The sequence below is a fragment of the Pseudomonas sp. AAC genome, assembly GCF_000725445.1.
In the GTDB taxonomy this organism is placed as follows: domain Bacteria; phylum Pseudomonadota; class Gammaproteobacteria; order Pseudomonadales; family Pseudomonadaceae; genus Pseudomonas; species Pseudomonas citronellolis.
Window position 1 is genome coordinate 1,189,947 of record NZ_KL647094.1, and the last position, 19,636, is coordinate 1,209,582.

Genomic DNA, 19,636 nt, shown 5'->3' on the forward strand with positions numbered 1-19,636 from the left:
TAGGCTCGCATGCGGTGTTGAAGCAACTGCGGCCCGATTCCGAACACCCGGACGATCGGCGCCTGCAGCGCTGGCTACAACGTCTGGGGCGCAAGGGCGCGGCAGTACGACTGGCCAACCGCAACCTGCGTATCGCCTGGGTGCTGCTGTGCAGCGAACAAACCTACCAGCGCAAGCCGAATGCTTGCCGGGAGATGGAAATGAGCCACTGATCAACGAGTTCCCGCCAACGGGGCGCCAAGTCGCTCCAACCCTTGCTGAAGAACATTGACCCCTGGTCAGACCGTCGCGGATCGATGCCTACGCTCCTACCGGCCTTCGAGGCCTCTTTGTAATCGGCATTCCGCGGGCTTACCCAATGTTGGCCAGAAGCCCGACGTGGCTTCCTCGAACAGGCCTAATACATAGATGCAGTCGGGTTTTCATGTTCAAAAGCGGGTTGACGGTGGGGGTGAGTCCATACATAGGAGCGGGCCCTGCCCGCGATTTCGCGCGCAGGGCGCGCTCCTACAAGGGGATGACGTGGGTGGCGCGGCGTAGGAGCGGATCTCATCCGCGAATCGCGCCGGGGCGTCCGGCTATCGCGGACAAGGTCCGCTCCTACGGCGGGAGGAATACCGTGCCTCCCGGCAACCTGTAGGAGCGGGCCCTGCCCGCGATTTCGCGCGCAGGGCGCGCTCCTACAGGGGAATGACGTGGGTGGGGCAGCCGAAGAGCCCCCGAGCGCCGGGCGCTCAGAGCTTGGTGGGCACCACGAGAATGCCGGCGCGCAGGCCGTTCCTCACCCGCGGGTTGGGGAAGATGATGCGCGCGCCTTTCTCTTCGACGATCCAGCGGGTGCCGCCGATGTCCTCGGCGAGCAGGTAGCCATGGTCCAGCTCGGTGAAGTTGTCCACGGCGTCGTCCAGGTGCAGGCGGAAGTGGTCGCTGTGCTTGATCACCTCGCGGGACACGGCGAACAGCTGCAGGCCGTCCAGCCCGCCCTCCTCCATCGGCGCCTCGGTGCCGTCGACCAGCACCTGCAGCAGCGCCTCCAGGCGGCCCAGGTTGACCACCTGGTTCTGCCCGAACGGCCGCGCCTTGCCCAGCTCCAGGGTGAAGGCCTCGGCGCCCAGGCGGCTGTAGGTGTAGGAGCTGAAGGTGATGCCGGTCTTGTTCTGCAGCAGCACCGCGTCTATCCCGGCGCTGCGCAGGCGCGCCAGCTCCGCGCGGGAATGCTCGCGGCCCTCGCTCCAGGGGTAGAGGGCGAACTGCTCGATCTTCGAGCCGCGGATCGCCGTGTGCAAGTCGTAGTGCAGGCGCTGGCGGCCGTCGCGGGCGAAGAAGGCCGCGGCCAGGCGTTCCAGCTCGGCAGCGCGCAGGGCCTCGCTGCCGCTGCCGTCCTCGTGGCGGCCGCAGAACAGGCGGTTGATGTCCTGTTCCAGGTAGCGTTCGCCGCGGCGCATGGCCTCCGGGTTGCCGAGCAGGAACAGCAGGCGCGCCGCCGGCTTCAGCTCGCCGCGGGCGATGCGCTGGACGAGGCGGTCGAGCAGTTCGATGGGCGCCGTCTCGTTGCCGTGGATACCGGCCGAGAGCAGCAGATCCAGGCCGTTGTCGCGACCGCTGGCGGGGGTCACCTCGAGGGCGCCTTCGGCCAGCCAGTGCAGGCGCGTGCCGTCGGCGGTGAGCTGGATCTTCTCGGTCGGCTCGCGACCGACGAGGGTCAGGTCGAGCAGCTTGCCCAGTGCTAGCATGCGCGGGTCTCCCGGTTGGCCGCCGGCACCTGCGGGCGGCGGCCCCTGCGATCAGTGATGGTCACATCCACAGTCTGGACCATGTTCGTGGACTTCGGCGGCCTCCAGCTCCAGGCTCAGGCTGAGCTGGTTGACCGCCTGCGGGCGGACCACCAGCAGCGGCACCTCGGTGTCCTCCTCGAAGGACTCGGCGTAGATCAGCAGGCCGCCCTTGCCGTCGGCCTCCAGCCACAGGTCGCGGCCCTCCAGGCGGATGGCCAGGCGGGCGCTGTGGGTCTCGCGACGGGCGCCGGTGGCGTCTTCGAGGATCAGCGGAAGGCTTTCGGTGGTCATGATGTTCAACTCATCTGGAAGGGATAGACGGAGCCCAGTTTAAGGATCCGGCTCAGTTCATCCAATGCCGTCCGGCACTCAACCAGCAGTTGCGGGTCGGCCAGGTCGGCTTCGGACAGGCGGTCGCGGTAGTGCTTGTCGACCCAGGCCACCAGGGTGTCATACAGCGCCGGGGTCATGACCACGCCCGGGTTCACCGCGGCCAGCTCGGCCTCGTTGAGCGCCACGCGCAGGCGCAGGCAGGCCGGGCCGCCGCCGTTCTGCATACTCTGCTTGAGGTCGAAGACCTTCACTTCGCGGATCGGCCCGCCCTCGGCGGTCAGGCGCGACAGGTAGTTCCACACGCGCTCGTTCTGCCGGCACTCTTCCGGGACGATCAGCAGCATGCTGCCGTCGGCGCGGCTGAGCAGCTGGCTGTTGAACAGGTAGGACCTGACCGCGTCTTCCACGCTCACCTGGTCGCCCGGCACGCAGACCGGCTGGAAGCGGCCGCCGCGGCGGCCCAGCTTGGCGTCCAGCTCGGCCAGTACCTTGTCGGTGTCGAGGAAGGCGTCCTGGTGGTAGAACAGCACCTCGCCGTTGCCCACGGAAATCACGTCGTTGTGGAACACGCCCTGGTCGATCACCGCCGGGTTCTGCTGGGCGTAGACCACGCCCTCCTCGCCCAGGCCGTGCAGGCGGGCCACCGCCTGGCAGGCTTCGAGGGTCTGCCGCGCCGGGTAGCGCTGCGGCGCCGGGAAGCGGCTGTCGAAGGCGCTGCGGCCGAACACGAAGAACTCCACGCCGGCCTCGCCGTAGCCCTTGCAGAAGCGCGTGTGGTTGGCCGCGCCCTCGTCGCCGAACTGCGCCACCGCTGGCAGCGCCGCGTGGTGGGCGAAGTGTTTCTCGTCGCCGAACATGGCGCCGAGGATGCGGCTGGTGACCGGATGCTCGATGGAGCGGTGGAACTTGCAGTTCAGGTTGGCCGCGGTGAAGTGCACGCGGCCATCGGCGGTGTCGGCGCTGGGGCTGACGGTGGCGGCGTTGGCCGTCCACATGCAGGAGGCCGAGCTGACCGCGGCGAGCAGCGGCATGGCTTCCTTGGCCGCCTTGGCAATGACTTCGGCATCGCTGCCGCTGAAGCCGAGGGCTCGCAGCGAGGCCACGGCCGGGCGCTCCTGCGGGGCGAGCACGCCCTGCTTGAAGCCCATCTCCATCAGCGCCTTCATCTTCGCCAGGCCCTGCTTGGCGGCTTCCTTCGGGTTGGACGCCACCTGGCTGTTGCTCTGCGAGGCGACGTTGCCGTAGGACAGGCCACCATAGTTGTGCGTCGGGCCGACAAGACCGTCGAAGTTCATTTCATGGGCGGTCATCACAGGCTCACTCCCGGAGTCAGGGTTGCAGGCAGGGCAAGGCTTTCGCTTTCCAGCGAGGCCACCGGATAGGCGCAGTAGTCGGCGGCGTAGTAAGCGCTCGGGCGGTGGTTGCCGGAGGCGCCGATACCGCCGAAGGGCGCGCTGCTGGCGGCGCCGGTCAGTTGCTTGTTCCAGTTGACGATGCCGGCGCGGCTGTCGAGCAGGAAGCCCTCGAAGCGCTCGCGGGAATCGGACAGCAGGCCGGCGGCCAGGCCGTACTGGGTGGCGTTGGCTTCGCGCACGGCTTCGTCGAAATCGCCGTAGCGGATGACCTGCAGCAACGGGCCGAAGAACTCTTCGTCCGGGCGCTGCGCCACGCCGCTCACGTCGAGGATGCCGGGAGTCAGCAGGGCCGCGCCTTCCAGCGGCTGGGACATGGCCAGCAGGGCCACCGCGCCGTTGGCCAGCAGGTGCTCCTGGGCCTTGAGCAGGTGCTCGGCGGCGGCCAGGGAGATCACCGAGCCCATGAAGGGCGCCGGCTGCTCGTCGAAGCGGCCGACCTTGATGCTCGCGGTCACCGCCACCAGGCGCGCCAGCAGGGCGTCGCCCCACTCGCCCGCCGGCACCAGCAGGCGCCGCGCGCAGGTGCAGCGCTGGCCGGCGGAGATGAAGGCGGACTGGATGATGGTGTAGACGGCGGCATCGACGTCCTTCACTTCATCGACGATCAGCGGGTTGTTGCCGCCCATCTCCAGCGCCAGGATCTTCTGCGGCTGGCCGCCGAACTGGCTGTGCAGCAGGTTGCCGGTGCGGCTGGAGCCGGTGAAGAACAGGCCGTCGATGTCCGCGTGCGCGGCCAGGGCCACGCCGGTGTCGCGGGCGCCCTGCACCAGGTTGAGCACGCCCGCCGGCAGGCCGGCGTCGATCCAGGCGCGGACGGTCAGCTCGGCGACCTTGGGCGTCAGCTCGCTGGGCTTGAAGATCACGCAGTTGCCGGCCAGCAGCGCCGGCACTATGTGGCCGTTGGGCAGGTGGCCGGGGAAGTTGTAGGGGCCGAACACCGCGACCACCCCGTGCGGCTTGTGGCGCAGCACAGCGCTGGCGTCGGCCAGCGGGCCGCTCTTGATGCCGGTGCGCTCGCGGTAGGCCTGGACCGAGATGGCCACCTTGTTGACCATGCTGGTGACTTCGGTGCCGGCTTCCCACAGCGGCTTGCCGGTTTCCTCGCCGATCGCCCGGGCCAGCTCGTCGCTGCGCGCCTTGAGGGTGGCGGCGAAGGTTTCCAGCACGGTGATGCGCTCTTCCAGCGGACGCCGCGCCCAGGCCGGGAAGGCGGCGCGGGCGGCGGCCACGGCGGCATCGACCTGTGCAGCACTGGCGGCGCAGCCGCTCCAGACCACGGCCTGGCTGACCGGGTCGAGGGATTCCAGGGTAGCGCCCTCGCCCGCCTGCCACTGGCCGGCGATGTAGTGGGTAGTCATCTCTTGTTCTCCTCCGATCCGCGCGGGATCAGCGTTTTCCGGCGGACAGCGGCACCGCGCGCACCGAGGCGCCGGCGGACAGGCGCAGGCGCTTGGCGGTCTGCGCGTCGACCACCAGGGAGCCGGCGGCGACCCGCGCCGGGGCCGCGGCGATGCGGCATTCCTCGCGCTTGCGGTTGTGGATCAGGTAGGGCTCGGCGTCGTCGCCGGGCGTGCCGATGGCCAGCACCAGCGCCTGGCTGTCGGCGATGGCGCGGATCTTCTCGGTCGGCGCCTCGATGGCGGGGCCTGCGTCGAAGATGTCGACGTAGCCCTGGTAGCTGAAGCCCTCGGCCTTGAGCATGGCCAGCGCCGGCTCGGTGTCCGGGTGCACGCGGCCGATCACGTTGCGCGCCTCTTCCGAGAGGAAGCAGGTGTACAGCGGGAACTTCGGCATCAGTTCGGCGATGAAGGCCTTGTTGCCGACGCCGGTCAGGTAGTCCGCCTGGCTGAATTCCATCTTGAAGAAGTGCCGGCCCAGGCTTTCCCAGAACGGCGAGCGGCCGTCGGCGTCGGACATGCCGCGCATCTCGGCGATCACCTTGTCGCCGAACAGCTCGCGGAACTCGGCGATGAACAGGAAGCGCGCCTTGGACAGCAAGCGGCCGTTGAGGCCCGTGCGGTGGTCGGCATGCAGGAACAACGAGCACAGCTCGGACTGCCCGGTGAGGTCGTTGGCCAGGAACAGCGTGGGGATCTCGCGGTGGATGCCCAGTTCCTGGGAGGCGCTGACGGTGAGGCCGACGCGGTAGTTGTACCAGGGCTCGCGCAGGCCGACGGCGCCGGCCACGGCGGAGATGCCGACGACCTTACCGGCATCGTCCTCGAGGACGAACAGGTAGTCGGCGTCGGCGCGCTCGGCTTCGCCGCGGAAGGCCTTCTCGGCCCAGCCGACGCGGTGCGCCAGGCGCTGTTCGTTGGCCGGCAGCGTGGTCAGCCCGGTGCCGGTGCTGCGCGCCAGTTCGATGAGGGCCGGCAGGTCGGCGCTGGTGACAGGACGAACGATCATATTCACTCCGTTCAAGCTATGAGCCAGAAGCCGGAAGCTGGAAGTTGAAAGCGCTGAGCCTCCAGCTTCCGGCTTCTGGCTTCCAACTCGTTAAACCGCTACCAGACGCACGCTGGCGCCTTCGCCGATGCCCAGGGCCTCGGCGGTTTCGGCGCTGAGGGTCACCGGCTTGCCGGGCACCCAGTCCAGCTCGGCGACCAGGGCGCGGTAGTCCTGCAGCAGGCCGTTGGTGACCAGGTAGCTGCGGGTGGCCTTGGGCACCTCGCCGATGCGCACCGGCACCAGGCGGCTCTGGGCGATGGAGCGGATGCCCGAGGTGCGCGCATGCAGGGTCGGGCCGCCATCGAAGATGTCGATGTAGTTATCGGTCTCGAAGCCTTCGCGCATCAGGATGTCGAAGGTGATCTGCGCCCGCGGGTGCACCTGGCCCATGGCTTCCTGGGCCTCGTCCGGCAGCAGCGGCACGTAGATCGGGTAGTGCGGCATCAGCTCGGCGAGGAAGGTGCGGCTCTTCAGGCCCGAGAGCTTCTCGGCCTCGCTGTAGTTGAGGTCGAAGAAGTTGCGCCCCACGGCGTTCCAGAACGGCGATTCGCCCTGCTCGTCGCTGTAGCCGACGATCTCGGTGACCACGGCGTCGGCGAAGCGCTCCGGGTGGCTGGCCATGAACAGCAGGCGGCCGCGGGAGTTGAGCTCGGCGATGGGCGTGTTCACCAGCTCGCGCTGCACGTAGAAGCTGGTCAGCAGGCTGTTGCCGGTGAGGTCGTGGCACAGCGAGAGGACGTGGATCTTGTTGTGGATCTTCAGCTCGCGGGAGGCGTGCACGAAGGTCTCGTTGCGGAAGCTGTAGAAGGGCTCGGAGAAGCCGGCCGAGGCGACTATGGCCGAGCAGCCGACCAGTTGCCCGGTCTGCGTGTCCTCGAGGACGAAGAAGTAGCTTTCCTCGCCGTTGTAGCTGACTTCGGCGGCGAACGAGGCCTCCGAGGCCAGGATCTTTTCCTTCAGCCGTTCCGCGTCGTCCGGCAGCGACGTGACGCCGACCGGGCTGTCCGCGGCGAGACGCTGCACCTGCTGCAGGTCGGCCGCTTGGGCGGGGCGCATCACCAGCATGGCGTCACTCCTCTAACCAGACAAAACCATATGAACTTCCCCGTCGCGTCGCGGGCACGGCACAGCCTGCGCCAACGCATTCGGGGCCTGCGAAAAACGGCCGGGCAAGCCGGCCGCATCGAACCGGCGCCGGCGGGATGCCCGGCGCCGTACTGCGGATCAGCCGCGGGTGAGCTTGGCCACCGCGCGCTCCAGGCGATCCAGGCCTTCGTCGATGTCGGCGTCGTCGATCACCAGGCTGGGCGCGAAGCGCACCACGTCCGGGCCGGCCTGGAGGATCATCAAGCCTTCCTTCTCGGCGGCGTTGAACACGTCCTTGGCCTTGCCCTTCCAGGCATCGGCCAGCACCGCGCCGATCAGCAGGCCGAGGCCGCGGACCTGGGTGAAGATGCCGTATTCCTGTCCGAGCTTCTCCAGGCGCGCCTTGAAGCGCTCGTGCTTGGCGCGCACGCCTTCGAGCACTTCAGGCGTATTGATCACATCGAAGGCCGCGCCGGACACCGCGCAGGCCAGCGGGTTGCCGCCGTAGGTGGTGCCGTGGGTGCCAACGACCAGGTGTTCGGCGATCTTCGCGGTGGTCAGCATGGCGCCGATGGGGAAACCGCCGCCCAGGCTCTTGGCGCTGGAGAGGATGTCCGGGACCACGCCGTAGTGCTGGTAGGCGTAAAGGTAGCCGGTACGGCCGAAACCGCTCTGCACTTCGTCGAAGATCAGCAGCGCGCCGTTGTCGTCGCACAGCTTGCGCACGCCTTCCAGGTAGGCCTTGTCGGCCGGCAGCACGCCGCTCTCGCCCTGCACCGGCTCGATGATGACCGCGCAGGTCTTGTCCGAGATGGTGGCCTTGAGCGCGTCCAGGTCGTTGAACGGGATATGGGTGATGCCTTCGACCTTCGGCCCGAAGCCGTCGGAGTACTTGGCCTGGCCGCCGACGTTGACGGTGAACAGGGTGCGGCCGTGGAAGCTGTTGACCATCGAGATGATCTCGTACTTCTCAGGACCGTAGACGTCATGGGCGTAGCGGCGCGCCAGCTTGAGCGCGGCCTCGTTGGCCTCGGCGCCGGAGTTGGCGAAGAACACCCGCTCGGCGAAGGTGGCGTCGATCAGCTTCTGCGCCAGGCGCAGGGCCGGCTCGTTGGTGAACACGTTGGACACGTGCCAGATCCTGTTGGCCTGCTCGGCCAGCGCGCCCACCAGCGCCGGGTGGCAGTGGCCCAGGGAGTTCACGGCGATGCCGCCGGCGAAGTCCACCAGCTCGCGGCCGCTCTGGTCCCAGACTCGCGAACCCTGCCCACGCACCGGAATGAAAGCGGCCGGGGAGTAGTTGGGGACCATCAGCTGGTCGAAGTCGGAGCGTTGTACCTGAGCGAGCGGAGCGGACATCGGTGTTCTCCTGCCTGGTGAGGCGGCTATCGATGGAAGGATTGTAGGGACGAAAAACCGGTTGGCATTGCCGCCAAGCGACAACTTCTTATAGCGCCAACCCGTGGATTTCCGAGGCTTTCGGAAATGCGACAGAAAGCGTCGGTAAGGCGCAGTGTAAAGCCAGGGCGGGCCTGCGTGTACAAGGCGCGGGGGAATTTGTTCGATGGTCGGACGGGGGAAGGTTGGGTGGGGTTTTCGTGGGAGCGAGAGGACGCCTGGCCCTTCCCCTTCGGGGCGTTCGGTGTTGCCGGGAAATCCCGATTGTTCGCGAGCAAGCTCGCTCCTACGAAAAGCCCACGCAGCACCGCGCTTGCTCTTGTAGGAGCGAGCTTGCTCGCGAAGGGGGTTCCCCGGTGGCTACGGTGCCTTGGCTCGGCTCCGCCCCTCTCCCCAACCCTCTCCCTGAAGGGAGAGGGGGCTTGTCCGTGCCGAGAGGAGGCATGGTTTCAGCCGGTAATTTCTGTGCTAGCCGGCTAACGCCGAAACATCAGCATCTGCCCAACGGTCCCCTCTCCCTTCAGGGCGGGGCGCGCAGCCGAGGGCTAGGGAGAGGGAACGCGGCCAAGCCCAACACCAGCGTAACCGGGAGCCTCCCCCACTCAGCTCACCCCCGCTCCCCAGGCACCGGCGCACCATCGGCAGCACCCTGCCCACGACGCTGGTTCCGGTCCTCGCGCGGGGTAACGCCAAAGAAATTGCGGTACGCACTGGAGAAGTGCGGCCCACTGGAGAACCCGCAGGACAGGCCGATCTGGATGATCGACTTGCTGGTCTGCATGAGCATCTGCCGCGCGCGGTTCAGGCGCAGTTCCAGGTAGTACTGGCTGGGCACGCGGGTCAGGTATTGCTTGAAGATGCGCTCCAGCTGGCGGCGCGACACGCAGACGTGCTGGGCGATCTCGTCGGTGGTCAGCGGCTCTTCGATATTCGCTTCCATCAGCAGCACCGCCTGGGTGAGCTTCGGGTGGCTGGAGCCGAGGCGGTTCTTCAGCGGGATGCGCTGGCGCTCGCTGCCCTCGCGGATGCGCTCGACCACCAGTTCCTCGGACACCGCGCCGGCCAGTTCCGCGCCGTGGTCGCGGGACAGCACCGCCAGCAGCAGGTCGAGCACGGCCATGCCGCCGCAGGCGCTGAGGCGGTCGCGGTCCCACTCGAACAGGTGGTTGGTGGCGATGACCTTGGGGTAGCGCTCGGTGAAGTCGTCGTGCCAGCGCCAGTGCACCGCGGCGCGGTAGCCGTCGAGCAGGCCGAGCTGGGCCAGCGGGTAGATGCCGGCGGACAGCGCACCGACGCTGGCGCCGCCGCGGGCCAGTTGCTTGAGCGCGGCGGCCAGCGGCGCGGAGACCTGCTGCGGCGCCTCGTCGGCGACCAGGAAGATGCGCTGGCACTGCTCCAGCACGCCCTGCCAGGCCTGCCCCGGCAGGCGCCAGCCGTCGCCCTCGGCGGGCTGCTCGGCGTTCATGAACACCGGGTCGTAGAGCGCTTCGGGGTGCAGGCGCCGGGCGACCCGCAGGGCCTCCTCGGCGAGCGCCAGGGTCAGCGCGCGGGTCTGGGGCCAGAGCAGGAAACCGATGCGTTGGGCAGTCATGCGGAGGCTTCTGTCGACTTCGTCGGGGGACAGCTTACTTCAAGCTGCCGGAAAGGAACTGCTTGAGGCGGTCCGATTGAGGATTTGCCAGGACTTCCTTCGGGCACCCGCGCTCTTCCACCAGGCCCTTGTGCAGGAACACCAGCTGGTTGGAGACCTCGCGGGCGAAACCCATCTCGTGGGTCACCACCACCATGGTGCGGCCTTCCTGGGCCAGGTCCTGCATGACCTTGAGCACCTCGCCGACCAGCTCCGGGTCCAGCGCCGAGGTCGGCTCGTCGAACAGCATCACCTCCGGCTCCATGGCCAGGGCGCGGGCGATGGCCACGCGCTGCTGCTCGCCGCCGCTCATGTGCGCCGGGTAGGCGTCCTTGCGGTGCGCCACGCCGACCTTGGCCAGGTAGTGCTCGGCCTTCTCCAGGGCTTCCTTCTTCGGCACGCCGAGCACGTGCACGGGCGCCTCGATGACGTTGTCCAGGGCGCTCATGTGCGACCACAGGTTGAAGTGCTGGAACACCATCGACAGCCGCGAGCGCATGCGCTGCAGCTGGCGGGTGTCGGCGGCCTTGAGCGCGCCGTCCTTGCTCGGCAGCAGCTTCAGTTCCTCGCCGTTGAGCAGGATCTTGCCGGCGTGGGGCTGCTCCAGCAGGTTGATGCAGCGCAGGAAGGTGCTCTTGCCCGAGCCGGAGGAGCCGATGATGCTGATCACGTCGCCCGCTTTCGCCGCCAGGGAAACGCCCTTGAGCACTTCGTGGGTGCCGTAGCGCTTGTGCAGGTCTTGGATTTCCAGTTTGTACATGTCGGTTACTCGAATTCAGTCGTTGATCAGCCGGCCCGTACGGAACGGCTCGCGCCCGGCCACCTTGGCCATCCAGTGTCCCGCCAGCGCATAGCGCCCCCGCTCCAGGGCGAAGAGCACGCCGGCGGTCCCGGCGTGAACGGTGCTGATCTTGTCGTTCAGCGGGTCCACCACCTCGAACAGCGCCTCGCCCTTCTCCACCCAGTCGCCGGCGCGGCGCAGGAAGCTGACCACCCCGGCATGGGGCGCGGCGAGGTATTCGGTGCCCTCGAAGGGCATGCCTTCGCAGCATTCGGCCGGCGCTTGCGGCCATTCGCCGGCGATCAGCCCCTGTTCGGCGAGGAAGGCCAGGATCGCTTCGGCGTTGGCGCGCGCCTGCTCGACGCGGGTGTCGCCCATGCTGCCCAGCTCGACCGTGGTGGCCATGCATGCCGCCGGCACGGCGGCCTGTGGATAAGCACGGGCCAGGCGCAGCCAGGGCAGCGAGCAGGACTCGTCGAAGGAGTTGCCGCCGGAATCCTCGGCCAGCAGCGCCACGCCCGCCTTCAGCCGTGCGGCCAGGGAACGCCATTGCGGCCAGTGCTGGGGAATGGCGTAAAGGTGGATGCAGGCCTCGAAGTCGCAGTGCAGGTCGAGCACCACGTCGGCGTCGCAGGCGTGGCGCAGCAGCAGGCGCTGCATGGCTTGCAGCTCGGAGGTGGCCGGCGCCAGCGCGTCGAGGACTTCGCGCATCTGCTGGCGGATCAGTTGCACGTTGGCCTCGGCATCGGTGCCCAGCCGGCCGGCGATGCGCGGCTCGACCTGGGATGCCAGGTCGACGAAGCCGCGGTTGAAGTTCTGCCCGCTGTTCGCCTCGAAACGCCCGAGGTGGCTGGCCTGCAGCCACTGGCCGAGGCCGATGGGGTTGGCCACCGGCACCAGTTCCACCGTGCCCAGCAGGCGGCCTTCGGCCTCCAGTGCGGCCAGGCGCAGCTTCAGTTCCCAGGCGGTGCGCATGCCCGGCAGCTCGTCGGCGTGCAGGCTGGCCTGGATGTAGGCCTTGCGCGGGCCGGCGCCATAGCGGAACACGCTCAGGCGGCGTTCGCTGCCAAGGCTGGCACAGGGCAACAGGTGATCGATGCGTTGCATGTTCCCCTCCTCCGCCTCAGTGCTTGCGCGGCGCCAGGTAGGCCAGCCAGCGGCGTTCGGCGGCCTTGAACAGGCGCACCAGGATCAGCGTCAGGATCAGGTAGAAGACCCCGGCGGTGATGAAGGCCTCGAACGGCAGGTAGTACTGCGAGTTGACGGTGCGCGCGGCGCCGGTGATGTCCACCAGGGTGACGATGGAGGCCAGGCTGGTGGTCTGCAGCATCATGATCACCTCGTTGCTGTACTGCGGCAGCGCGCGGCGCAGCGCCGAGGGCAGGAGGATGCGGCGGTACATCTTCAGGCGCGACATGCCCATGGCCTTGGCCGCCTCGATCTCGCCATGGGGCGTGGCCTTGAGGCTGCCGGCGAGGATTTCCGCGGTATAGGCGCTGGTATTGATGGCGAAGGCCAGGCAGGCGCAGAAGCTGGCGTTGGACAGCCAGGGCCAGAACACGCTGTTGCGCACCGCCTCGAACTGGGCCAGGCCGTAGTAGATCAGGAACAGCTGCACCAGCATGGGCGTGCCGCGGATCACGTAGGTGTACAGCCAGGCCGGCAGGTTCACCGCCGGGCGCTTGGACACCCGCATCAGCGCCAGCGGCACGGCCAGCAGCAGGCCCACGGCCAGGGAGATCAGCAGCAGCTTGAGGGTCACCAGCAGGCCGCCGAAGTACAGCGGCAGGTTTTCCCAGATGACGGTGTAGTCGAAGATCATCGCGTGGCTCCCCTTACAAATCCGCGACCTTGACGCCCACCGAGTAGCGGCGCTCGAGCAGGCGCAGCAACAGCAGCGAGACGCTGGTCACCACCAGGTAGAGGGCGGCGACGAACAGGTACCAGGTGAACGGCTCGCGGGTGGCGTCCGCGGCCTGCTTGGCCTTGAACATCATGTCCTGCAGGCTGACCACCGAGATCAGCGCGGTGGCCTTGACCAGCACCAGCCAGTTGTTGGTGAAGCCGGGGATGGCCAGGCGGATCATCTGCGGCACCTGCACGCGGAAGAACACCTGCAGGTGGCTCATGCCGTAGGCGAAGCCGGCCTCGGCCTGGCCCTTGGGGATGGCCATGAAGGCGCCGCGGAAGGTTTCCGAGAGGTAGGCGCCGAAGATGAAGCCGAGGGTGCCGACGCCGACGACGAAGGGGTTGAGGTCGATGTAGTCGTCGTGGCCCAGCAGCGGCGCGACGCGGTTCACCAGGTCCTGGCCGCCGTAGAAGATCAGCAGGATCAGCACCAGGTCGGGTACGCCGCGGATCACCGTGGAGTAGGCGTCGCCGCACCAGGCCAGCCACCTGACCGGCGACAGGCGGAAGGCCGCGCCGACCAGGCCGAGCACCGCCGCCAGGGCCATCGACAACAGGGCGAGCTGGAGGGTCAGCCAGGCACCATCGACGATGGTGGCCGCGTAACCGTTGAACATGCTCAGTACCTCATTGCAACCGTTCGCCGCCACGGCGAATGCAGATCGTCAGACGTCGCGCAGCAAGCGCGGCGCGCCCAATAAAAAAGTGGCACAAACAGCAGGGACCGTTACCGTTTCGTCACGGCCGCGACGGAACAATTTTTTGCGCGGGGCAAGGTGCACGCGTCACGGCTCGGTCATCCCAGATGAACAGCGAGCGAGGCCCCCGCACAAAAAATAGCCCGTCCCTTCGGGTTGCGCGGCAAATGACACCATGCGTCGTTGCGGGATTTGGCAAGGGAACACCATTGCCTGCATCCCGCGCCTAGCCTGGCGTCATTTGTCACAGCAACGCGACTCGCGCCGAAACGGCAACGGTCCCCGGGCCTCGGCCCGGGTTTGCGCCACTTTCCGGTCAGGGATCAGTTCGAGCCGTAGACGTCGAACTTGAAGTACTTGTCCTGGACCTGCTTGTACTTGCCGTTGGCACGCAGCGCGGCGATGGCCGCGTTGAACTTGCCGGCCAGGGCGCTATCGCCCTTGCGCACGGCGATGCCCACGCCTTCGCCGAAGTACTTCTCGTCGGTCAGTTGCGGGCCGACGAAGGAGAAGCCCTTGCCGGCGTCGGTCTTGAGGAAGCCGTCGTCGAGGTTGACCGAGTCGGCGACCACGGCGTTCACGCGGCCGGCCACCAGGTCCATGTTGGCTTCCTGCTGGGAGTTGTAGCGCACCACTTCCACGCCGGCCGGGGTCAGCTCGCCGGAAGCGTAGCGGTCCGCGGTGCTGCCGCGCAGCACGCCGACCTTCTTGCCCTTGAGGTCGGTCAGCGGGTCGTTCAGCGCCGAGCCTTCCTTCATCACGTAGCGGGCCGGGGTGTTGTAGTACTTGTTGGTGAAGTCCACGGACTTCTTGCGCTCGTCGGTGATGGTCATCGACGAGAGGATGGCGTCGATCTTGCGCACTTTCAGCGCCGGGATCAGGCCGTCGAACTCCTGCTCGACCCAGGTGCACTTGACCTTCATCTCTTCGCACAGGGCGTTGCCGATGTCGACGTCGAAGCCGGCCAGTTGGCCATCGGGGGTCTTGAAGGAGAACGGCGGGTAGGCCGCTTCGATGCCGATACGCACGGGCTTGTCGTCGGCGTGGGCCATAGCGGTGATAGCGGAGAGCGCCAGCGCGCCGAGAAGTGCGAACTTCTTCATCAGTAACTCCTTCGAGGGTAGGACTTCGATTGGCAGGAGAAAGGGGTTGGCCCAGGCTGCCCGTGCAGAAGTGAAGGTTATTGTCGTCTGCGCGCATTGCCGTGGCGGGTTTCTCGTGGAAAACCACGCCATCCAGGGTGAGCGGCATTCTAGCGACAGCCCCTGGGCGGTTATTTCTTCAATGCGACAACTAATTATAGAAGCACCGGAGAGCGGGCTCCGACATCTTGACGGGGCGGATTTTAGGTGATCAAGGCGGGAAGAGTAAAACTAATTTTCATTGCAGGTATCGAGCCAATTAATGGACACCTCAATGAATACGCGGCCTCCAGCCCGGGGGTAGTTTTCTGGAGTTCAGAAAAGGCGCATAGAAAGCGTGCGAAATGTTTCCAGGCGCCTCATTTTGTCGCAGCGTGGCGGGAGGTGTTACCGCTTGTGCAAAGGCCGGTCCCTACCCTGTCGTTCTGAATCTGACCTGGCGGACTTCTTCTCGGAGAGTGGTTCGCCATTGCCAGGACGCATCGTCGCCAGCTCTTCAAACCCTTCCAGTAGCTCGGCAAAAATATCGCGCTTTCTCGTCATGCTGATCTCCCATCCAGAATCATGAATCCTGCATGGCATGCGTCATGGTGAACGATCGAAAACGGACGAAACGGCGGTAGGAGTGGTCTATCAGCCCTCAGGAAACCGCCTTGGCAATCAACCTGTAGGATCTCATCCGCGAATCGCGCCGGGACGGTCGGCTATCGCGGACAAGGTCCGCTTACAGTTCCAGGGAAGCCCCGTAGGATGGGTTGAGCGAAGCGATACCCATCACCGCCACCGCATGGGTTTCGCAAGCTCAACCCATCCTACGAAGAGCACCTCGGCGCAGCCGGCAAGACAGTTGCTCCTACGTTACAGGCGAGCATGGCTCCTACGAAGAGCATTCTGGCTCGGTCTGTCCTACAGTGGAAGAAAGAAAAACGCCCCGGCAAGCCGGGGCGTTTTTCGTTGCGGAGGCGGATCAGGCGGCTTTCATCGCCCGGTGGGTGTCCACCAGGTGCTGCACCACGCCCGGGTCGGCCAGGGTGGAGATGTCGCCCAGGGCGTCGTACTCGGCGGTGGCGATCTTGCGCAGGATGCGGCGCATGATCTTGCCCGAGCGGGTCTTCGGCAGGCCCGGGGCCCACTGGATGACGTCCGGGGTGGCGATCGGGCCGATCTCCTTGCGCACCCAGGCCTTGAGTTCCTGGCGCAGCTGCTCGTTGGCTTCCTCGCCGGCGTTCAGGGTGACGTAGACGTAGATGCCCTGCCCCTTGATGTCGTGCGGCACGCCGACCACCGCGGCCTCGGCCACTTTCGGGTGGGCGACCATGGCGCTCTCGATCTCGGCGGTGCCCATGCGGTGGCCGGAGACGTTGAGCACGTCGTCGACGCGGCCGGTGATCCAGTAGTAGCCGTCCTCGTCGCGGCGGGCGCCGTCACCGGTGAAGTACATGCCCTTGAAGGTCTTGAAGTAGGTGTCGACGAAGCGGTCGTGGTCGCCGAACAGGGTGCGCGCCTGGCCCGGCCAGGAGTCGAGGATCACCAGGTTGCCCTCGGCCGCGCCCTCGATGATGTTGCCCAGGTTGTCCACCAGCGCCGGCACCACGCCGAAGAACGGCTTGGCGGCGGAGCCCGGCTTCAGCGCGTGGGCGCCCGGCAGCGGGGTCATCAGGCAGGCGCCGGTCTCGGTCTGCCACCAGGTATCGACGATCGGGCAGCGCGACTGGCCGACGGTCTCGTAGTACCACTGCCAGGCTTCCGGGTTGATCGGTTCGCCCACCGAGCCCAGCAGGCGCAGGCTGGAACCGTCGGCGCCTTCGACCGCGGCCTTGCCCTCGGCCATCATGGCGCGGATGGCGGTGGGCGCGGTGTAGAGGATGTTGACCTTGTGCTTGTCGACGATTTTGGCGACGCGGGTGATGTCCGGGTAGTTCGGCACGCCTTCGAACAGCACGGTGGTGGCGCCATTGGCCAGCGGGCCGTAGACCACGTAGCTGTGGCCGGTGACCCAGCCGATGTCGGCGGTGCACCAGAAGACCTCGCCGGGGCGGTAGTCGAACACCCGCTCATGGGTCAGCGAGGCGTACACCAGGTAGCCGCCGGTGGTGTGCAGCACGCCCTTGGGCTTGCCGGTGGAGCCGGAGGTGTAGAGGATGAACAGCGGGTCCTCGGCGCCCATTTCCTTCGGCGCGCAGGTGGTGCCGGCGACCTTCATCAGGTCTTCGTACCAGACGTCGCGGTGCGCGTTCCACTTGATGTCCGAACCGGTGCGCTTGCAGACGATGATCTTCTGCACGCTGTTGGTTTCCGGGTTGGTCAGGGCGTCGTCGACGTTGGCCTTGAGCGGGGTCTTCTTGCCGCCGCGCACGCCTTCGTCGGCGGTGATCACGATCTTCGAGCGGCAGTCGATGATGCGCCCGGCCAGGGCTTCGGGGGAGAAGCCGCCGAACACCACGGAGTGGATGGCGCCGATGCGGGTGCAGGCGAGCATGGCCACCACGGCTTCCGGGATCATCGGCATGTAGATGGTCACCACGTCGCCGCGGTGCACGTCCTGGCCGCGCAGGGCGTTGGCGAACTTGCAGACCTGCTCGTGCAGTTGGCGGTAGGTGATTTCCTGGTGCTCGGACGGGTCGTCGCCTTCCCAGATGATCGCCAACTGGTCGCCGCGCTCGGCGAGGTGACGGTCCAGGCAGTTGTAGGAAACGTTGAGCGTGCCGTCGGCGAACCACTTGATGTCGACGTGGTGGTCGTCGAAGGAGGTCTGCTTGACCTTGGTGAAGGGCTTGATCCACTCCACCCGCTGGGCCTGCTCGCGCCAGAAGCCGTCGGGGTTGACCACCGACTGCTGGTACAGCTTCTTGTAGCTGGCTTCGTCGGTCAGGGTATTGGCGGCCACTTCGGGACGCACGGGATACACGGATGCCGCACTCATGACGCATTACCTCGGTTCGGAGTGTTGTTCTTGTTGGGACCAAGTTGTAACGGCCGGGGTGCGCAGCGGCCATACGACCATGGTCTTACCAATCCTTAGTCGTAGTGATAGGCCCCATCAGCCCGGCCGACGGGGCCTGCGGCAATGCGTCACATGCCCAGCGCCTGCGGCAGCGCGAGGGAGATGAAGGGCACGTAGGTGACCAGGATCAGGAACAGCAGCAGGATCATCAGCCAGGGCGTCGCCGCGCGGACCACCCCGGTCAGCGGCATGCCGGTCACCGCCGAGGTGACGAACAGGTTGAGGCCGACCGGCGGCGTGATCAGGCCGATCTCCATGTTCACCACCATGATGATGCCCAGGTGGATCGGGTCGATGCCCAGCTGCATGGCGATCGGGAACAGGATCGGCGCCAGGATCAGGATGATCGCCGAGGGTTCCATGAAGGCCCCGGCCACCAGCAGCACCAGGTTCACCACCAGCAGGAACTGCCAGGGCCTGAAGCCCTGGTCCAGGACCCAGGCGGTGATCTGCTGGGGAATCTGCTCGGTGGTCAGCACGTGGGCGAAGAGCATGGCGTTGGCGATGATGAACATCAGCATGATCGACAGCTTGCCCGACTCCAGCAGCACCCGCGGCACTTCGCGGATGCGCAGGTCCCGGTACACGAAGATCGCCACCAGGCCGGCATAGACCGCCGCCACCGCGGCCGCCTCGGTCGGGGTGAACATCCCGGTGTAGATGCCGCCGAGGATGATCACGATCAGCAGCAGGCCCCAGAGCGCCTCGCGGGCCGAGCGCAGCCATTCGCCCAGGCTGGCCCGCGGCAGCGCCGGCAGCTTGCGGTAGCGCGCCACCAGGTAGATCGCCACCATCAGCACCACGCCCAGCAGTATCCCGGGGATCACGCCGGCCATGAACAGTTTGCCCACCGACTGCTCCGTGGCGGCGGCGTACACCACCATGACGATCGACGGCGGGATGAGGATGCCCAGGGTGCCGGCGTTGCAGATGATGCCGGCGCCGAACGCCTGCGGGTAGCCGGAACGGACCATGCCGGCGATGGCGATGGAACCGACCGCGGCCACGGTGGCGGGGCTCGAGCCGGACAAGGCGGCGAACAGCATGCACGCCAGCACTGCGCCGATGGCCAGCCCGCCGCGGATGTGGCCGACGCAGGCATTGGCGAAGTCGATCAGCCGGCGGGCCACGCCACCGGTGGTCATGAAGGCGCCGGACAGCAGGAAGAACGGGATCGCCAGCAGCGTGTAGTGCTCACTGGTCTCGAACAGCTTGATCGCCAGCGAACGCACCGAGTCGGGGCTGAACAGCATGATGGTGATCGAGCCGGCCAGGCCGAGCGAAGCGGCGATCGGCACGCCGATGAACATCAGTACGAAGAGCAGGAGGAACAGGAACAGAACGGTCATTGGCTGCGGCCCTCGTCTTCCTTGACCTTCAGTGCGTCGGCGGCCTCGTCGGCGAGTCCCAGGCCGGTCTGCTGGCCGCGCAGGATGCGCACGAGGATCTCGAGGAAGCGGATGAACACCAGGGCGTAGCCCAGCGGCACGATCAACGCGATGTGCCATTGGCGGATGCCATAGTGGCCCAGGTCCTCGGCGCCGATGCCGGCGATGAACAGGGTGCGCACCCAGTCGAAGCTGCCGACGGCGATCAGCCCGGCATACCCCAGGCAGCACAGGCAGGCGACCAGGCCGATGAGGCGTTGCAGCGGGCGCGGCGCGAGCCGGACCAGGGCGTCGACACCGATGTGGCCGGCGGTGCGCACACCATAGGCCAGGCCGAAGAAGATCAGCCAGGCGAACAGCGCCTTGGTCAGGGCGACGCTCCAGGTCATGGACTGGGCCAGGCCGATGATGAAGTCGCCGATGGCGAACAGCGCCTCGCTGCCGGCCTCCCAGCGGTCGGCCAGGCTGTAGAACGGGGTGTAGAGGTTGTTGAGGATCACGTAGACGAAGGTGACCAGGGTCATGGCCGCCAGCAGGAAGGCGATGAAGCCCTCCTCGAAGTGATCCCAGGCGCGCCGAAGGGCCGTCATGGAAGTCTCCGTAGGCTGTGGTAGTGGGCTCGTGCGGGTG

General features: G+C 67.0%; 16 protein-coding genes and 1 pseudogene. 1 reads left to right on the top strand and 16 read right to left on the bottom strand.

Features of this window, described 5'->3' with window-relative positions; all coding sequences use genetic code 11:
• Positions 1-212, top strand: a pseudogene (locus FG99_RS05075) (IS110 family transposase); the annotation flags it as partial.
• Positions 213-734: 522 nt separating this feature from the next.
• On the opposite strand, the gene astE reads toward FG99_RS05075, so the two are convergent.
• The 16 genes from astE to FG99_RS05155 form a co-directional block, all read right to left on the bottom strand.
• A complete protein-coding gene (gene astE, locus FG99_RS05080; protein WP_043267700.1) occupies positions 735-1,733 on the bottom strand; it encodes a succinylglutamate desuccinylase in 999 nt (332 codons plus the stop codon).
• 51 nt (positions 1,734-1,784) lie between these two features.
• Positions 1,785-2,066: a hypothetical protein gene (locus FG99_RS05085; RefSeq protein WP_009620763.1), complete on the bottom strand. Its 282-nt coding sequence runs from the start codon at positions 2,064-2,066 to the stop codon at positions 1,785-1,787.
• A gap of 5 nt (positions 2,067-2,071) precedes the next feature.
• A complete protein-coding gene (gene astB, locus FG99_RS05090) occupies positions 2,072-3,418 on the bottom strand; it encodes an N-succinylarginine dihydrolase (protein ID WP_043267702.1) in 1,347 nt (448 codons plus the stop codon).
• Positions 3,418-4,881, bottom strand: a complete 1,464-nt coding sequence (astD, locus tag FG99_RS05095) for a succinylglutamate-semialdehyde dehydrogenase (protein WP_043267704.1) — start codon at positions 4,879-4,881, stop codon at positions 3,418-3,420. The genes astB and astD overlap by 1 nt, the downstream gene beginning before the upstream one ends.
• Positions 4,882-4,909: 28 nt before the next feature.
• The gene (gene astA, locus FG99_RS05100; protein WP_043267706.1) at positions 4,910-5,929 is read right to left on the bottom strand and encodes an arginine N-succinyltransferase; all 1,020 of its coding nucleotides are present in this window, start codon (positions 5,927-5,929) and stop codon (positions 4,910-4,912) included.
• A gap of 90 nt (positions 5,930-6,019) precedes the next feature.
• Positions 6,020-7,036 (bottom strand): arginine/ornithine succinyltransferase subunit alpha, encoded by a 1,017-nt coding sequence (gene aruF, locus FG99_RS05105; protein WP_043267708.1) that lies wholly within the window; start codon positions 7,034-7,036, stop codon positions 6,020-6,022.
• A gap of 159 nt (positions 7,037-7,195) precedes the next feature.
• Positions 7,196-8,416: an aspartate aminotransferase family protein gene (locus FG99_RS05110; protein ID WP_043267710.1), complete on the bottom strand. Its 1,221-nt coding sequence runs from the start codon at positions 8,414-8,416 to the stop codon at positions 7,196-7,198.
• Between the two features lie 646 nt (positions 8,417-9,062).
• On the bottom strand, positions 9,063-10,046 hold the full coding sequence (gene argR, locus FG99_RS05115) for a transcriptional regulator ArgR (RefSeq protein WP_043267712.1): 984 nt from the start codon (positions 10,044-10,046) through the stop codon (positions 9,063-9,065).
• A gap of 34 nt (positions 10,047-10,080) precedes the next feature.
• Complete coding sequence (gene aotP, locus FG99_RS05120; RefSeq protein WP_043267714.1) at positions 10,081-10,845, bottom strand: arginine/ornithine transport ATP-binding protein AotP; 765 nt, start codon at positions 10,843-10,845, stop codon at positions 10,081-10,083.
• A gap of 15 nt (positions 10,846-10,860) precedes the next feature.
• The gene (locus tag FG99_RS05125; RefSeq protein WP_043267716.1) at positions 10,861-11,973 is read right to left on the bottom strand and encodes a succinylglutamate desuccinylase/aspartoacylase family protein; all 1,113 of its coding nucleotides are present in this window, start codon (positions 11,971-11,973) and stop codon (positions 10,861-10,863) included.
• A 16-nt stretch (positions 11,974-11,989) separates the two neighbouring features.
• A complete protein-coding gene (locus tag FG99_RS05130) occupies positions 11,990-12,688 on the bottom strand; it encodes an ABC transporter permease (protein ID WP_043267718.1) in 699 nt (232 codons plus the stop codon).
• Between the two features lie 13 nt (positions 12,689-12,701).
• The gene (locus tag FG99_RS05135; RefSeq protein ID WP_009620741.1) at positions 12,702-13,391 is read right to left on the bottom strand and encodes an ABC transporter permease; all 690 of its coding nucleotides are present in this window, start codon (positions 13,389-13,391) and stop codon (positions 12,702-12,704) included.
• Positions 13,392-13,795: 404 nt separating this feature from the next.
• Positions 13,796-14,575: an ABC transporter substrate-binding protein gene (locus tag FG99_RS05140; protein ID WP_043267720.1), complete on the bottom strand. Its 780-nt coding sequence runs from the start codon at positions 14,573-14,575 to the stop codon at positions 13,796-13,798.
• A 1,006-nt stretch (positions 14,576-15,581) separates the two neighbouring features.
• Positions 15,582-17,537, bottom strand: a complete 1,956-nt coding sequence (gene acs / locus FG99_RS05145; protein WP_043267722.1) for an acetate--CoA ligase — start codon at positions 17,535-17,537, stop codon at positions 15,582-15,584.
• A 149-nt stretch (positions 17,538-17,686) separates the two neighbouring features.
• On the bottom strand, positions 17,687-18,967 hold the full coding sequence (gene dctM, locus FG99_RS05150; RefSeq protein WP_043267724.1) for a C4-dicarboxylate TRAP transporter large permease protein DctM: 1,281 nt from the start codon (positions 18,965-18,967) through the stop codon (positions 17,687-17,689).
• Positions 18,964-19,596 carry a TRAP transporter small permease gene (locus FG99_RS05155; protein ID WP_043267726.1) on the bottom strand — a complete coding sequence of 211 codons (633 nt, stop codon included), beginning with the start codon at positions 19,594-19,596 and terminating at the stop codon, positions 18,964-18,966. Before FG99_RS05155 ends, dctM begins: the two co-directional genes overlap by 4 nt.
• Positions 19,597-19,636 lie beyond the last annotated feature (40 nt).

Excerpts from the sequence above, each read along its gene's own strand:
- astA (WP_043267706.1), bottom strand. The coding sequence starts at position 5,929 with ATGATCGTTCGTCCTGTCACCAGCGCCGACCTGCCGGCCCTCATCGAA.
- dctM (WP_043267724.1), bottom strand. The coding sequence starts at position 18,967 with ATGACCGTTCTGTTCCTGTTCCTCCTGCTCTTCGTACTGATGTTCATC.
- FG99_RS05085 (WP_009620763.1), bottom strand. The coding sequence starts at position 2,066 with ATGACCACCGAAAGCCTTCCGCTGATCCTCGAAGACGCCACCGGCGCC.
- argR (WP_043267712.1), bottom strand. The coding sequence starts at position 10,046 with ATGACTGCCCAACGCATCGGTTTCCTGCTCTGGCCCCAGACCCGCGCG.
- astD (WP_043267704.1), bottom strand. The coding sequence starts at position 4,881 with ATGACTACCCACTACATCGCCGGCCAGTGGCAGGCGGGCGAGGGCGCT.
- FG99_RS05125 (WP_043267716.1), bottom strand. The coding sequence starts at position 11,973 with ATGCAACGCATCGATCACCTGTTGCCCTGTGCCAGCCTTGGCAGCGAA.
- acs (WP_043267722.1), bottom strand. The coding sequence starts at position 17,537 with ATGAGTGCGGCATCCGTGTATCCCGTGCGTCCCGAAGTGGCCGCCAAT.
- astE (WP_043267700.1), bottom strand. The coding sequence starts at position 1,733 with ATGCTAGCACTGGGCAAGCTGCTCGACCTGACCCTCGTCGGTCGCGAG.
- FG99_RS05135 (WP_009620741.1), bottom strand. The coding sequence starts at position 13,391 with ATGTTCAACGGTTACGCGGCCACCATCGTCGATGGTGCCTGGCTGACC.
- FG99_RS05130 (WP_043267718.1), bottom strand. The coding sequence starts at position 12,688 with ATGATCTTCGACTACACCGTCATCTGGGAAAACCTGCCGCTGTACTTC.
- aruF (WP_043267708.1), bottom strand. The coding sequence starts at position 7,036 with ATGCTGGTGATGCGCCCCGCCCAAGCGGCCGACCTGCAGCAGGTGCAG.
- FG99_RS05140 (WP_043267720.1), bottom strand. The coding sequence starts at position 14,575 with ATGAAGAAGTTCGCACTTCTCGGCGCGCTGGCGCTCTCCGCTATCACC.
- FG99_RS05155 (WP_043267726.1), bottom strand. The coding sequence starts at position 19,596 with ATGACGGCCCTTCGGCGCGCCTGGGATCACTTCGAGGAGGGCTTCATC.
- aotP (WP_043267714.1), bottom strand. The coding sequence starts at position 10,845 with ATGTACAAACTGGAAATCCAAGACCTGCACAAGCGCTACGGCACCCAC.
- FG99_RS05110 (WP_043267710.1), bottom strand. The coding sequence starts at position 8,416 with ATGTCCGCTCCGCTCGCTCAGGTACAACGCTCCGACTTCGACCAGCTG.
- astB (WP_043267702.1), bottom strand. The coding sequence starts at position 3,418 with ATGACCGCCCATGAAATGAACTTCGACGGTCTTGTCGGCCCGACGCAC.